This window comes from Anaerotruncus colihominis, from assembly GCF_010206195.1.
GTDB lineage: Bacteria > Bacillota > Clostridia > Oscillospirales > Ruminococcaceae > Anaerotruncus > Anaerotruncus colihominis_A.
In genome coordinates this window covers 385,645-400,652 of record NZ_VIQT01000009.1, presented here as the reverse complement: position 1 = coordinate 400,652, position 15,008 = coordinate 385,645, and the positions used below count along the sequence as shown (strand labels likewise).

Annotated in this window: 13 protein-coding genes; 5 read left to right on the top strand and 8 right to left on the bottom strand. The window is 53.9% G+C overall.

All coding sequences use genetic code 11. From position 1 onward, the window contains the following. Positions 1 to 135 precede the first annotated feature (135 nt). Positions 136 to 1,218 (bottom strand): sporulation integral membrane protein YtvI, encoded by a 1,083-nt coding sequence (ytvI, locus tag FMM72_RS06095; RefSeq protein WP_160208468.1) that lies wholly within the window; start codon positions 1,216 to 1,218, stop codon positions 136 to 138. 262 nt (positions 1,219 to 1,480) lie between these two features. Between ytvI and FMM72_RS06090 the strand changes: the two genes are divergently transcribed. From FMM72_RS06090 to FMM72_RS06075, 4 genes are read left to right on the top strand one after another with little or no spacing between them, the layout of a single operon-like run. Next, positions 1,481 to 1,912 (top strand): ACT domain-containing protein, encoded by a 432-nt coding sequence (locus tag FMM72_RS06090; RefSeq protein ID WP_160208470.1) that lies wholly within the window; start codon positions 1,481 to 1,483, stop codon positions 1,910 to 1,912. Between the two features lie 52 nt (positions 1,913 to 1,964). Then, positions 1,965 to 3,212 (top strand): homoserine dehydrogenase, encoded by a 1,248-nt coding sequence (locus FMM72_RS06085; protein WP_160208472.1) that lies wholly within the window; start codon positions 1,965 to 1,967, stop codon positions 3,210 to 3,212. After that, positions 3,209 to 4,102, top strand: a complete 894-nt coding sequence (gene thrB, locus FMM72_RS06080; RefSeq protein ID WP_162220873.1) for a homoserine kinase — start codon at positions 3,209 to 3,211, stop codon at positions 4,100 to 4,102. The genes FMM72_RS06085 and thrB overlap by 4 nt, the downstream gene beginning before the upstream one ends. Before the next feature lie 47 nt (positions 4,103 to 4,149). Further along, on the top strand, positions 4,150 to 5,355 hold the full coding sequence (locus FMM72_RS06075; RefSeq protein ID WP_160208477.1) for an aspartate kinase: 1,206 nt from the start codon (positions 4,150 to 4,152) through the stop codon (positions 5,353 to 5,355). Between the two features lie 117 nt (positions 5,356 to 5,472). Here the strand turns inward: FMM72_RS06075 and FMM72_RS06070 are convergent, their stop codons facing one another. Then, positions 5,473 to 6,786, bottom strand: a complete 1,314-nt coding sequence (locus FMM72_RS06070; RefSeq protein ID WP_162220872.1) for an FMN-binding protein — start codon at positions 6,784 to 6,786, stop codon at positions 5,473 to 5,475. Between the two features lie 201 nt (positions 6,787 to 6,987). Continuing rightward, positions 6,988 to 7,809, bottom strand: a complete 822-nt coding sequence (locus FMM72_RS06065; protein WP_160208481.1) for a hypothetical protein — start codon at positions 7,807 to 7,809, stop codon at positions 6,988 to 6,990. 1,195 nt (positions 7,810 to 9,004) lie between these two features. Between FMM72_RS06065 and FMM72_RS06060 the strand changes: the two genes are divergently transcribed. Further along, positions 9,005 to 9,970, top strand: a complete 966-nt coding sequence (locus FMM72_RS06060; RefSeq protein WP_162220871.1) for a sugar-transfer associated ATP-grasp domain-containing protein — start codon at positions 9,005 to 9,007, stop codon at positions 9,968 to 9,970. Positions 9,971 to 10,024: 54 nt separating this feature from the next. Here FMM72_RS06060 and FMM72_RS06055 read toward each other — a convergent pair whose 3' ends face one another. The 5 genes from FMM72_RS06055 to FMM72_RS06035 are packed head-to-tail and all read right to left on the bottom strand — an operon-like array spanning position 10,025 to position 14,829. Next, positions 10,025 to 10,510: a GNAT family N-acetyltransferase gene (locus FMM72_RS06055; protein WP_162220870.1), complete on the bottom strand. Its 486-nt coding sequence runs from the start codon at positions 10,508 to 10,510 to the stop codon at positions 10,025 to 10,027. Between the two features lie 3 nt (positions 10,511 to 10,513). Next, complete coding sequence (gene aroC, locus FMM72_RS06050; protein WP_162220869.1) at positions 10,514 to 11,638, bottom strand: chorismate synthase; 1,125 nt, start codon at positions 11,636 to 11,638, stop codon at positions 10,514 to 10,516. After that, the gene (gene aroA, locus FMM72_RS06045; protein WP_162220868.1) at positions 11,628 to 12,878 is read right to left on the bottom strand and encodes a 3-phosphoshikimate 1-carboxyvinyltransferase; all 1,251 of its coding nucleotides are present in this window, start codon (positions 12,876 to 12,878) and stop codon (positions 11,628 to 11,630) included. The genes aroC and aroA overlap by 11 nt, the downstream gene beginning before the upstream one ends. Further along, positions 12,875 to 13,969 (bottom strand): 3-dehydroquinate synthase, encoded by a 1,095-nt coding sequence (gene aroB, locus FMM72_RS06040; protein WP_162220867.1) that lies wholly within the window; start codon positions 13,967 to 13,969, stop codon positions 12,875 to 12,877. The genes aroA and aroB overlap by 4 nt, the downstream gene beginning before the upstream one ends. Then, a complete protein-coding gene (locus FMM72_RS06035; RefSeq protein ID WP_243157734.1) occupies positions 13,966 to 14,829 on the bottom strand; it encodes a prephenate dehydrogenase in 864 nt (287 codons plus the stop codon). Before FMM72_RS06035 ends, aroB begins: the two co-directional genes overlap by 4 nt. Positions 14,830 to 15,008: the final 179 nt, after the last annotated feature.

Below are 15,008 nucleotides of genomic sequence, written 5' to 3'. Positions count from 1 at the left end.
CTTTTTTATCCCTCCATGTAATAAAAATAGTTGCAACGCAACTATTTTTTGCGCAGTCATTCCTCCTGTGGTCAGGCGTATGCAGATCAACAAGCAGATGCAGGGAATAAGCTGGTATTTTTTGCAGAGGATTTTTTAAGCATGTTCTGGCACATAATCGGATGGCGGTTCAGAAGTGGAGAGGTGGCGGACAAGCATAACAACGACAGGCGCGGCCAACATGCCGGCAAAGCCGGCGATTTTAAGTCCGGCATACATGGATGTAATTGTGACAATCGGATGCAGCCCAATCTGACCGCCGACAATACGTGGTTCCAGAATATTGCGCAGTACTTCAATGACGCCAAACAACAAAAGCAGGCCGATCCCGCCGGGCATATCACCGCCTGCAATCAGTGCGGCTCCCCAAGGGATGAGAATGGTTCCTGTGCCGACAAGAGGCAGAATATCGAGCATGGCGATTACAGCGGCGACTGGCAGCACATAGTCAAAGCCAAGCAGCCCAAGACCGAGCGACAGCTCTACAAATGTAATCGCAAGCAGAATAATATAGGCCCGCACAAGCTTCCAGATGGTTTCGCGAAGAAAACATTGGGTTTCATGCACGCGTGGCTGCCAGCGTTTAGGAATCAGCGAACAGATCGCCGCGCCGACAGCGCGGTAGTTTGCGGCTGTCAGAATAGAAACCACAATTGAAAATACGGCGGTGATCAGAAGCATCGGCAGCTTTGCGGCGACGCCTGCTGCGATTGTGACCAGATGCGCCGAGCCATCGACGGCAGCCTGCCGTACAGCGTCGGATACAGCCTGTGAAAAGCGTTCCAGACCCTCCTCAGCGCCTGGATCAAACCGACCCGCCAGCCCATAAAACCATCCGGCCAGACGGTCAAGCGATGGGGCGATATTCTGGGTGTATAGCATGGGCAGCCGGTCGAGAAGTTCGTAAAGCTGCGCGAGCAGGATTGTCAAAAACAGTCCAAGCAGCGCGGCTGCAAGCAGATAAAAGAGCAGGAGACTGATGATGGACGCGCTTTTTTCGCCAAGGCGTGTCTTTTTTGTGAGCGTGAGGGCTGCGGGTCGAGTGAGAGCGGCAATCGCCAGCCCCAAAAACAAAGGAAGCGTCCAAGCGAGAAAATACCGCATCAGAAAATAGAGCAGCCCGCCAATTGAGGCCCAGTATGCGATTGTCAGTACAGTCTGAAATTTTGTTTCATTCACACGATTCACCCCGCTTTCCATGAAAATAGTATGCGGAAAAGCGTGCAAAAAACACCGGCGCCGGCGCTGTGAAAAACATTGGCAAACGACCGCTGTGTTTGGCAAAATGGTTTCCAGTGTCAGGCTTTACAGAATGGGCAATATCGACAATCTATATATCGTTTCGGAATAATTCTATTGCAAAGTGACGGTTTACTTTCCGAGACAGGTGTGGTATATTGTATTTGCATGAAATACAAAAGTATTTGAAAGGTGGACGTTGATGGAAGATGTAAACTTCCTGCTTGTCGACGCAAAGGTGCTTCCAGACGTATTTTTAAAGGTAGTGGATGCGAAGATGTTGTTGGCGCAGGGCAAGGCAAAAAGTTCGTCGCAGGCCGCGCAGATGGCGGGCATATCGCGCAGTGCATTTTACAAATACAAGGATGCAATCTATCTTTATGACGAACGCATGAGCGAAAATATTACAACGCTTTATCTGACGCTTGAGGATCGCCCAGGCGTGCTTTCGCTTTTGCTCAGCGAGCTGTATCGGGCAGGAGCGAATATCATTACCGTCAACCAAAATATTCCGGTTGACGGCGTAGCGCTTGTTTCAGTTTCCGTTCGCACGGGCGCTTCAAGCCGTTCACGCGCTGAAATTTTGGATATGCTGGGCGCGCTTGATGGCGTTGTTGAGGCAAAAGCGATCTGAATATCATAGATTTAAATATTTATTCCAAAAAATTATAGACGGAGGATTCGCAATGGTTCAATTTGCGGTTTTAGGGTATGGTACAGTCGGTTCCGGCGTTGTGGAGGTATTTTTCCGCAACAGGGAATCTCTTGAAAAGAAAGTTGGTGTACCGCTCGGGTTAAAGTATATCCTTGATGTGCGTGAATTTCCGGACAGCCCGTATAAGGATTTGTTCGTAAAGGACTTTGAAACGATCTTAAACGATGATTCGGTCGGCGTGGTCGCTGAAGTGATTGGAGGCGTGGAGCCTGCGCTCACCTTTACAAGAGCCTGTCTGGAGCGCGGAAAAAGTGTCGTCACTTCCAACAAGGAGCTTGTTGCGCAGCATGGTGCAGAGCTATTGGCGATTGCACGCGCACACAATGTCAATTATCTGTTTGAGGCAAGCGTCGGCGGCGGCATCCCGATTATCCGCCCGCTTCATTCCTGCCTGGCAGCCAACCGGATCGAGGAAATTGCTGGCATCCTCAATGGTACGACAAACTTTATTCTGACGAAGATGTTCCGCGAGGGGATGTCCTTTGAATCCGCGCTTGCGCTCGCACAGCGCCTTGGCTACGCGGAGCGCGATCCGGCCGCTGATGTAGAAGGGCAGGACGCCTGCCGTAAAATTTGTATCTTAGCTTCGCTTGCTTTCGGAGAGCATGTTTATCCGCGCGATGTATCCGCTGAGGGGATTACAAAAATCACATCGGAGGATGTCGCCTATGCGGCGAATTGCGGTTGTGTGATCAAATTGATTGGCGTGGCACGGCGCGGTGAGGACGGTAAGAAGATGACGGCATATGTCGCGCCGGCGTTTGTCAACCGCGAAACACAGCTTGGAACGATCGATGATGTGTTTAACGGAATCCTGGTACGCGGGGATGCAACGGGGGACGTCGTATTCTATGGCAAGGGAGCCGGGAAACTGCCGACGGCTTCGGCGGTCGTCAGCGATATGATCGCATGCGCAAAGGCGGACGGCAGCAGCGCGTCTATGAGCTGGAACCCGTCCCAGGACGGTAATGTGGCGCCGCAGGGAAATAATGTAACGGCGATGTATCTGCGCTGCCGCGCGTTTGAAACGAATGCCCTTGAGGAGGCGGTCAAGATCTTTGGCAAGGTCAAGGCGCTTTCACGCCCTGACAAACCGACAAACGAGGCGGCGTTTATCACACCGGCGCTTACAGAGCGCGAAATTGATGATGTCTGCAATAAGCTGGCGGCGGCGGGAGTCGACATCCTCGGTAAGATCCGGGTGTTGGCGGATCAATGATCAGGCTGCGAATTCCTGCGACAAGCGCCAATATCGGTCCGGGTTTCGATTCAATCGGGCTTGCCGTCGGGCTGTATAATGAAGTGACTATGGAGGAATGGGACGGCGTGCAGATTGAGTCCTTGGACGGCGCGCCTGTTCCAACAGGGGAAGATAACCTGATCTATTCAACTGCAAAGCATCTGTACGAGCTTTGCGGCGTCCCGTTTCGTGGACTTCGGATCGGCCAAGTCAACAATATTCCATTTGCACGCGGACTGGGCAGCAGTTCGGCATGTGTGATCGCCGGACTTAAAGGGGCGAACCGTCTGATGGGCAATCCCGTTTCGGATGACGAGCTGATCAATCTCGCCGCCGGGATCGAAGGCCATCCGGATAATTCCACTCCCGCTCTGACCGGCGGCCTGGTGACGGCTGTGTTTGAAAATGGGCGTGTCTGGTATGTCAAGCAGGAGATTAAAGACGACCTGCATTTTGTTGCGATTGTTCCAGATTTTGAGCTTAAAACGGCGCATGCGCGCGCCGTCCTGCCGGAGATGATCGCGCGCCGCGACGGCGTTTTCAATTTGTCGCGCGCCGCGCTGATGTCCGTTTCGCTTTACAGCGGAAACTATAAAAATCTGCGCGTCGCCGCTGACGACCGCCTGCATCAGCCATACCGCATGGAGCTGATCCACGGCGGTCCGCAGGTGATGGAAGCGTGCTATGACCTTGGGGCGTATGCGGTATTTATCAGCGGTGCAGGTCCGACGATCATGGCGATTGTCGATGCATCGTGTCGGGACTTTGGCGATTGTATTGCGCGCCGTCTGCCTGGAATGGGGCTTGGCGGCTGGAGGGTGCATACACTGTCTATAGATAATGCCGGCACAAAGATTACGCACGATTGAACGGTGCGTGTGTCCTGGTCATACGATATACATACGGAGGAATCAACATGAATTTGGTGGTGCAGAAGTTTGGCGGCACATCCGTCAAGGACGCTGAACGGATTTTTAATGTGGCGCGGATTATTGCGGACACGTATCGCGCGGGAAATAATGTGGTTGCGGTCGTTTCAGCGCAGGGTGACACGACGGATGATTTAATAACAAAGGCACAGGAAATTAATCCTATGGCCTCCAAGCGCGAAATGGATGTTCTGTTGTCAACCGGCGAGCAGATATCAATGTCGCTGCTGGCGATGGCTCTTGAACGCATGGGGCTGCCAGTCATATCGCTGACCGGATGGCAAGCGGGAATGTTGACGGATTCGACCCATGGCGCGTCGCGTATCCGCCGCATCAATAAGGAACGGCTTGATAATGAGCTTGCCAAACGCAATATTGTTATTGTGGCGGGATTTCAGGGGATCAACCGCTACGACGATATTACAACGCTTGGACGCGGAGGCTCCGATACAAGCGCGGTCGCACTGGCCGCTGCTTTGCATGCCGATTTATGCCAAATTTATACAGATGTGGACGGTGTTTATACCGCGGATCCACGCCTGGTGAAAAACGCGCATAAAATGGATGAAATTACCTATGATGAGATGCTCGAGCTGGCTACGCTTGGCGCGGGTGTACTGCATAATCGTTCCGTTGAAATGGCAAAAAAATACAATGTCAATCTGGAAGTTCTCTCCAGTTACACGAAGAATCCGGGCACCAAGATCAAGGAGGTTGTCAAAGTGGAAAAAATGCTGATCAGAGGTGTGGCACGCGATAACGACGTTGCCCGTATTTCAATCATTGGGGTGCCGGACCAGCCGGGTATTGCGTTTAAGATTTTTTCACAGCTTGCCGCAAAGAAGGTCAATGTCGATATTATTCTGCAATCGATCGGACGCGACGGTACAAAAGATATCAGTTTTACAGTCAGCCGTTCACATAAGCAGCTTGCGCTGGAATTGATGGAGGAGATCAATGAGCGCTGCGGCGGAAAGGGTATCATCTGTGATGACAACATCTCCAAGGTATCGATCGTCGGCGCGGGTATGCAGTCGAATCCCGGCGTCGCGTCGAAGATGTTTGAGGCGCTCTCCGAAGCGAACATCAACATTCAGATGATTTCGACAAGTGAGATCAAGATTTCTGTCCTTGTCGCACTTGGTGACGGCGAACGCGCGGTCAACGCCATTCATGATGCGTTCGATCTGTAATCAGAGAGGTATAGAGACCCCGCGCATGGGGATATGCGCGGGGTCTATGCTTGTGTTATCATGTGGAACAAAAAAAGAACCGCGGCATTATTATGCCGCGGTTCTTTTTATATAATTTTAGAGCTCGGCGGGGAAGGGCTCGACCTCGAGCGTATTTTCCGTGTCGCCTTCGACTGCGCTGGTAGCGAGAATCTGCGCGACCATCAACCGGAAGGTGTTGGACGAAACAGTCGCGCCAGCGACGCTGTCCATTGTGTATGGATCGCTGCCGGCTTTTTCAAAGTTTTCAATCAGCTTCTTTGCAGCTGCGGCAGGGTCGGTACCGGACTTTTCCTTCATGGAGGCCGCCAACTCGCTGTCCTGAGACTTCAGCTTTGTTTCATCGGTTTGTGAGGTGGCGTCGTATTCCTCAATTGTAATCTGATCATTTTTGATATTGAGGACAACATAATCTTTCCATCCATGCTCGTCAAATTCTTTCATCTGTGCCTTATATGTACCATCAACATACATAGGCGCGACGATATCCTTCTCGCCGCCTGAAATCATGCTTGCCAACAGCGGCTTCATCAGCTTGGAAAAGGCTTTGAACGCGGCTGTTCCGTTTGTCGGGGCAGTCAGATTATTCAAATCCTCGCCGGCCTCGGTGAAGCTTTGAGCGATCGCAGGATAGTAATCAGCGGGCGTGTCGGATTGACCCGCAGGATTTTGTTCGGCGTCCTCAGTGATCAGGACAGAGGAATCATCCTGCTTTGTCGCATTGAATTCAATATCTGTGATCTGGCTGTCCTGAACCGTCAGGCGAACATATTCCTTCCATCCTGCCGCGTTAAATTCGGGCATGACCACCTTATAGTCGCCGTCGGCGTATTTACCGAGCTTAATTTCCTGTGTATCACCGGTTTTAGCGGCTTCCAAAGCCTCCCGCACCATGCGCTGGAACCGATAAAAATGTTCATCCGTTCCGTCAATAAGCTCCATCTTTTCCACATCGTGGCCAACGGTATTGAACTCGTCCACAATTTCATCCATCTGGAGCAGCGCTTTCATCTCATATTCGGTGGCGCCCTCATGACCGCCTGCCGCAGCTTCGGATGACGCGGATTCAGACGCCGCCGCTTCAGGCTCCGACGGCAGAGCGGCGCCGCTGCTGGCAGAACCTTCATTTGCGCTGTCGGCCGGAGCGGAATTGTCCTCACGGCAGCCATAGTCAGAAATTTCGATCTGTCCGTCCTTAATACTCAACGTGATGTAATCCATCGTGCGGTCGAGCGCGGGAACGGTGTACGATACAGGATAATCGCCTTCCTGATAGCTCTGCTCAGGCTCCGGCTGCGAGGATTGCGCAGGCTCCGGATCATTTTTTTTACAGGCAGACAACATGCCGGCGGCCAAAACAGCAGCAAGCAGCAGCGATACCGTTTTTTTCATGTATAAATAACCTCCGATCGTATTGTGGGCGCTCTGATGCGTCCGGTTGGGGGGTGTACAAAAGATTACAAAAAATTATACCATTCGACAGCCTGAAAGTCAATCCGCATGGGAGGACGCCTCCAACGCGGAAAGGCCGCCCGCAGCAATTGCTGCGGGCGACGACGATACAGGAACGTTCGATTTAAAAGGGCGCCAGCATTACGCGGTGGCGATTTCTGTAGCGGCCGCGTCCGGGCCGGGCGCAGCCGGCAGGGGAAGCTCGTTCGCTTCGGGCGCTGTGTAGGGAGCGACCTCAAACGCGGCGCTCTGCGGCGGCAGGCTGCGTGTAGAAGCGGCGCTGTGCAGGACATTTAACTGATCACCTGGTTTAAGAGTGTCAAAATCGAGATGAAATTGTGTACTGCTGTCATAATTGAACACATATTGCATACCATTTGGATTGATCGGATCGAGCAGAAGCTGGCCGGCCCCGTCTTTGTCAGGATCCGGGGATACTTCAACAAGCGTGCCATTATAATTGACAAGGTCCTCGACACCAAGGTCATTGATCGCCACAGCCTCTGCTTCGACGGGCGTTTCGGAGGTGTTTTGCGTTACATTGGAGCCATAGTAAATTTCCAAAAATGCCCCATTCGCGATGGAGATTTCGTCAAAGTTGTATGAGGTGCTTTCCGTTAAAGCAAAATTCATACGCGGCGCATAGCCGCTCCCTTCCGCACGTCGCATCATTAAAACGGTCTGACCTTTGTCGTTGACAGCGAAATCCTCCACCACACCCCGATAAATTGCGGCGTCTGTTACGGCAATCTTGCTTTCCGGCATAGAAGCGGCGCCGGCGAGCGGATTTTCCGCTGAAAGCGGCTGCACACTTTCAGAACTGACCGCCAAAGAAGCGGCGGAAGAAACGGCGGAGGATACCGGTGCGGAAGAGGTGTCAGGTGCCTGTATGGCAGCATTTCCACAGGCAGTAAACGCAGCTGCGGCGACAAGCGCAATTAAAATGTTGGCAGTATACTTCATAATCATATTCCCTCAATTCATTTGATTTTTCCAAAGATATTTTTGGAATTTTGTATTGGTGATTATGTAGTGTATAGGAAAATTGTTTTTACTGCATTCATTTTAGAGATTTGTAAAATGATCCATAAATTACCCTTGAGGTTGAATTTTGACGGATTGCGTTGTATAATAACCGCAGAGCGGTTATTATACGTTTTATGGCCAGGGCGATACGCGGGCGCGGCCCGCTGCCGCCCCAATGGCCAATTATACCATGCCGCTTCGCGGACATGGTATAATAACCGCAGAGCGGTTATTATACGTTTTATGGCCAGGGCGATACGCGGGCGCGGCCCGCTGCCGCCCCAATGGCCAATTATACCATGCCGCTTCGCGGACATGGTATAATAACCGCAGAGCGGTTATTATACGTTTTATGGCCAGGGCGATACGCGGGCGCGGCCCGCTGCCGCCCCAATGGCCAATTATACCATGCCGCTTCGCGGACATGGTATAATAACCGCAGAGCGGTTATTATACGTTTTATGGCCAGGGCGATACGCGGGCGCGGCCCGCTGCCGCCCCAATGGCCAATTATACCATGCCGCTTCGCGGACATGGTATAATAACCGCAGAGCGGTTATTATACGTTTTATGGCCAGGGCGATACGCGGGCGCGGCCCGCTGCCGCCCCAATGGCCAATTATACCATGCCGCTTCGTGGACATGGTATAATAACCGCAGAGCGGTTATTATACGTTTTATGGCCAGGGCGATACGCGGGCGCGGCCCGCTGCCGCCCCAATGGCCAATTATACCATGCCTCTTCGCGGACATGGTATAATAACCGCAGAGCGGTTATTATACGCCTTATGGCCAGGGCGATACGCGGGCGCGGCCCGCTGCCGCCCCGATGGCCAATTATACCATGCCTCTTCGCGGACATGGTATAATAGTCGATTTACGGTTATATTATATTGGTTTTGTCCAACGGTCCGCCGCCCGTGCGGCGGCTGTCTTTTGACAGGCGATGATACCATGTAGCTTTGCAGGTGTGGTATCCTCATAAAAGTGGTATCATATCATCTTATGGCTATTGGGTCCGGCGCTGCTGAATCTTACCCAAACAGCCGATGAAGTTATTAATTGCATTCAGCGGAAAGAGCGGTGACGGCCAATGCCGAACTTAAATTATATATTCAAACGGATCGCCGGAATGGATTACGGTGCACTGCTGGAAACGGCGCGTAAGGTGCATGTGCGCTCCGGGAAAGGAACGCTGGCGTCGCTGGCAGATATTGTTGCATGTGGATTCCGTTATCAGGCGGGGTACATGGATTATCTGGTTTTCGAATTTGACCGTCTGACAGCCGCGCAGCGGGCGACCTATATTACGCGCGGAAAAAACAATGCTTATGTGCGGCTGCTTAATCCAAGCGAAAACTGGCACATTCTTGAGGACAAGGTGGAATTTCTCAAGCGGTTCGAGGGGATCCATGGCCGTGAGTGGATCGATCTGCGTGAAACGGATGAAGCTGGATTTGAGGCGTTTTATGAAAAGCATCCTCAGATTGTTGTAAAGCCGCTTGATGGCACATGCGGCCGCGGTATCGAATTCATTGAGACACAGACGCGTATTGTCGGGCTATATGATATGCTGTGCGAGGGCAGGCAATATTTGGCGGAGGAATTTATCGTCCAGCATCCGGATATCAGTTGTGTTTATCCATTGTCCGTTAATACGTTGCGCCTTGTTACCATAAAAAATCATGATACGGTTCATCTTGTCTTTTCCAGTATGCGGATTGGAAACGGAAAACGCGTCGATAATCTTAACAGCGGCGGCATGGCTGTGATTGTAGACATGGAGACAGGTATGATCAGCACGCCGGGCGCAGATAAGGATGGAAAGGCTTACGACCGCCATCCGATGACGGATGTTCCGCTTGTCGGTGTGAAAATTCCCTTTTATCAGGAATCAGTGGCGTTGGTCAAGCGCGCGGCGATTACCGTGCCTGAGCTTGGGTATATCGGATGGGATGTCGCGGTGACGGAAAAAGGACCGGTCATCATTGAGGCCAATCATTTCCCGGGACATGATATTTATCAGTTTCAGGTCCACTTGGGCCCGGATCGGATTGGGCTTGCACCTCGCTTTGATAAAGCGATTGAAGGATTGTAATATAAAGAGAGCGGCAGCGCAGGCTGCCGCTCTCTTTATATCCGATGATTTTGGTCAGGCATCGCGGGCAAGCTCTGTGAGCGTATCACCGGCAATGCGATAAACAGTCCACTCGTCCATGGGGTGTGCACCGAGCGAACAGTAAAAATCGATGCTTGGACGATTCCAATTAAGACACGACCATTCCAGGCGGCCGCAGCCGCGTTCAATGGCGATGCGAGCCAATTGTTTAAGAAGGGCCTTTCCATATCCATGACCGCGATATTCCGGCAGGACAAACAAATCCTCCAGATAGACGCCAGCGCGCCCGAGAAACGTTGAGAAATTGTGGAAGAACAGGGCGAAGCCCACCTCCTGTCCACCGTCAACCACAAAGAGAACCTCCGCTTTTTTTTGCTCAAAGAGCCATTCCAAAAGCAGCTCCTCTGTCGCGACAACCTCGTCAAGCATACGCTCGTACTCGGCGAGCTGCCGTATAAAAGACAGGATCAGCGGGATATCCTGCTCCTGTGCGGATCGAAAGGATACGGTTTTCTGCAATTCTCACGCCTCCTTTGGTCCCTGGGGCCTCTGAAGGCCCTCATAGCCGCGGGCTTCCAACAGCGCGTCGGCTGCCGCGATGGCGACGGCAGCCTCTACCACCGGAACCGCACGTACAGCGACGCAGGGGTCGTGCCGTCCCCGGATATTGAGGATGCCCTGTGTATGCTTGATAAAATCGACAGACTGCTGCGTTTGAGCGATCGAAGCGGTTGGCTTGAAAGCCACGCGTACGATGATAGGCATACCGGAGGAGATGCCTCCAAGGATTCCACCGGCATGGTTTGTTTGCGTCATGATGGCGCCGCCGCGAACAGCAAACGCGTCGTTGTGCTGCGAACCGCGCAGGTCGGCCGCCGCGAAGCCGTCGCCGAATTCAACGCCTTTGACTGCCGGGATACCGAACAACAAGGACGCCATGCGGTTTTCAAGTCCATCAAACATGGGGGAACCGATACCCGCTGGAAATCCTGTCATACCACATTCCACAATACCGCCGGCGGAATCGAGTGCCTTGCGCGCTTCTTCAATTGCGTCCTGCATCATAATGCCGGCGGCTTCATCGTTTGTCGGGAAATCACGCAGACCAGCCCGGCGCAGCGATTCTTCACTGAGATAAACGGGATCATATGGCACATCGGAGATACCAGCAGCACGCGCCAGATGTGCGCCGATAAAAATGCCCTCGCGCTCCAACAATTGTTTTGCAATACCGCCAGCAAATACAAGCGGCGCGGTCAGGCGACCAGAAAAATGGCCGCCGCCACGGATGTCATTATAGCCCTTATAGCGAAGAAAACCTGTGTAGTCTGCATGGCCGGGACGTGCGACACTGGAAAATTCAGCGTAATCGGACGAATGGGTGTCGCTGTTACGGATGGCGGCAGCCAAGGGTGAGCCGGTTGTCACACCCTTGTAGTAACCGGAAAGAAATTCAGGTTCGTCGCTTTCACGGCGCGGGGTAGACGCCTTGCTGCGTCCGGGCGCACGCCGCAGCATAAATGCTGAGAGCGCATCGCGGTCGATCGCCAACCCGGCGGGCAGCCCGTCGATCACCACGCCGATGCGCGGACCGTGACTTTCGCCAAAGATCGATATTTTAAAACAGTTGCCCCAACTAGATGACATCACAAAGCCCTCCAAGTTTTTTAAAATCCTTAAAGAAATCAGGGTATGATTTGTGTACAGCTTGAGCGCCCCGGATAAGAACAGACTCCCGACAGAACATCCCCGCTATCGCCGCGCTCATAACAATCCGGTGGTCGTTTGCTCCGTCCACTGTGCCGCCGCGCAGACCGCCACCGTGAATTGTCAGCCGGTCCATATATTCGTCAACAGAACCGCCGAGATCCCGCAGAAGCGCAACAACCGTCGAGAGACGGTCGCTTTCCTTGATGCGCAGCCGTCCGGCATTGTAAATCTCCGTATCGCCCTGCGCGAACGCCGCTGTGACAGCCAGGATCGGTACAAGGTCAGGAATCGGGCCGGCATCGATGCGGATACTGTGCAGAGGCGCGTGCGTACAGCAAACAGCGTGCTCATCACGGATGATTGGCGCGCCGAACTGCCCGATCAGATCAACAACAGCGCGGTCGCCCTGCGCAGAGCCGTCACGCAGGCCGGTCAGCCGCACCGCACCGCCGATCGCGCCAGCACAGAGCCAGAATGCGGCGTTGGACCAGTCGGCTTCGACCGTCCGTTCGCCGCTGCGGTACGCCTGCCCGCCAGGAATCTGCCAGCCGGATTCGGTGCACGCGACCCGGATGCCGGACTGTACAAGCGCCTCGAGCGTCATATCGACATAACCAGCCGATTGCAGCGGAGATGTCAGTACGATTTCGCTGTCTCCTTCCACAAGCGGAAGTGCGAATAAAAGTCCGCTGATAAACTGGGAACTGACATTGCCTGGCAGCGTATAGCGGCCGGATTGCAGCCGGCCGCTGATGGTAAACGGCAGCCGGCTGGCGGAGAACCCGACGCCATGCGACTGCATCTGCTCCATAAGCGCGCCGAGCGGCCGTTCAGGCAGCCGTCCGCCGCCGGTGAATGCGGCCGGCAGCCCGAGCGCCGCCGCGACAGGGAGCAGGAAGCGCAGCGTCGAACCACTTTCGAGACAGTCAAACGGTTCACGGGCCTGCCAGGATGCGCCTTCAAAGATAACCGTATCTGCCTCCTGCGTCCAGTTTACGCCCATCGCCTGGAGCACACGGAGCGTTGCCCGCATATCGGACGAGGCGGCGACCGGGGATACCTGGCAGGGCATTGCTGAGAGCGCCGCGCAGATCAGCGCGCGATGCGCCGCCGACTTGGACGGCGGCGCTGCAAGCTCGCCGCACGGCGCGCGGGGAATGATACGTACATCGCTCATTTGCTGTTTCCCTCCATAAAGGCAAGAAGGTGTTCCGCCGCTACCGGGTACAGCGCGGCCTGTCCGATAGAGCGCAGTATGATGAGCGTGATGTCGTTTCCCGCACGCTTTTTGTCGCCCATTGCGTGCTTACAGAGCGTCTCAAGCGGGATATCTGTTTCGACCGGCAGACCATGCGCGCGGCAGCAGGCTTCCATGCGCGCAGCCGTTTGGGCGGGCGCAAGCCCGGCGCGCTCGCAGGCGCGCGCCATCATTACCATGCCGATGGCGACGCCGTTCCCATGTGTGATTGTGAAATTGGATTGCTTTTCGATGGCGTGTCCGAACGTATGCCCAAAATTAAGCAGCTGCCGGCTGCCTTTGTCGCGCTCGTCATCCTCAACGACCCGGCGCTTGAGATCGACGCAGCGCGCAATGATCCCTTCAAGCGCGCTGGGACCGGTCAGCGCCTCCTTGCCGCGCTTGAGCTGTTCAAACAGTTCTTGATCAAAAACAGCGCCATATTTAATGACCTCGGCCATGCCGTCCGCAAAGGTATCATCCGGCAGCAGGGAAAGCATATCCATGTCGCAGACGACCAGCGACGGCTGCCAGAATGCCCCCACAAGATTTTTTCCCTGCGGAATATCAACTCCGGTTTTGCCTCCGACGGATGAATCGACCATTGCGAGCAGGGTTGTTGGAATCTGAATAAAGTCGATGCCGCGCAGCCAGCTTGCGGCCGCGAAACCAGCCAGATCCCCGACTACGCCGCCGCCAAACGCGATGACCATATCGGTGCGTGTAATTTCATGCTCGGAAAAAAACGCGTAAGCCTGCCGTACCGTATCAAGCGTTTTGGACGCCTCACCGTTTGGAAAGACAAATTTGCAGACGGAGTAGCCCGCCTCCTCAAACGCCGTCAGAAATGTCTGCATTGGTTGACGGCCGTCGGGAAAGGTGAGTGAATCAACACGGTCGTCGGTGATGACGGCCAACTTTGGCCTGCGCGCGCCGCAGACGGGGGACAGCAGCTTTGGTATGCAGTCAAGCAGGCCGCGGCCGATATGAATTTGATAAGGATGCCCGGTGTTGACGGAAATTGTTTTCATCGATCAAGCGCCTCCTTAATAGCCCGCCCCTCGTCAAGCAGGCGATAAAGCGTCTCGCCGTCATGTGCGGCGACAGCGGTTTTAAATTCCTGCAAATGGCTGATGATGGTGTCAATTTCACAGCATAGGTCGTCTGCGTTGTCCAAAAACAGTTCCGTCCACATACGCGGGTTGAGCTTGGCGACGCGTGTCAAATCCTTATAGCTACCCGCCGAAAAGCCGCTGTGCATCTGTGCCCGCGGGCTTTTGATATAGGCGCTTGAGACAACGTGCGCCAACTGCGACGTAAAGGCAATCATACTGTCGTGCGCCTCAGGCGTTGTAATGGTGACGCGCGCAAAACCGACGGCGTGAAACAGGCATTCCAAGCACAGACGCGCGTCAGCAGGCGTATGCGCGTCCGGCGTCAGGATCATGCTCGCACCGCGGAAAAGATCCGCGTCTGAGCCGGAAAATCCCCAGGTTTCCTTGCCGGCCATCGGATGGCCGCCGATAAACACAAGCCCATGCGCAGCGCAGAAGCCGGAAAGCGCGTGGACAGTACGACGTTTGACGCCGCACAGATCAGCAATGATACAACCCGGTTTGAAATATGTAACGTTTTTTTGGACAAAATCGATCGCCTGCTGTGGATAGAGTGCAACAAATACAACGTCGGAATCTGAAAAGACAGAAGCATCCTCTGCGCAGCGGTCGGCTGCGCCCTGCTCCAACGCGGCGTTGGTTGCCGCAGGGTCGGTATCACAGCCGCAGACAGTGCATTCCGTATACGTTTTAAGCGCCCGTGCCATCGAGCCGCCGATCAGGCCAAGCCCTGCGACGCCGACACAGGAGATACCGTCGAGATGAATTTTTTCCATTTGGATTTCCTCCAGAGGCAAGCCGTTGCCAAAAGATGCAGGGCTATGCCGATTGATGATGTCACAAGTGATCATTTAAAAGATATATGTTACTTAGAAACGACATGGTATAATCGCCCTGGCCATAAGGTAAGGTGTATAATAACCGTCCGCTGCTTTGCAGCGGGCGCCGCCAGACG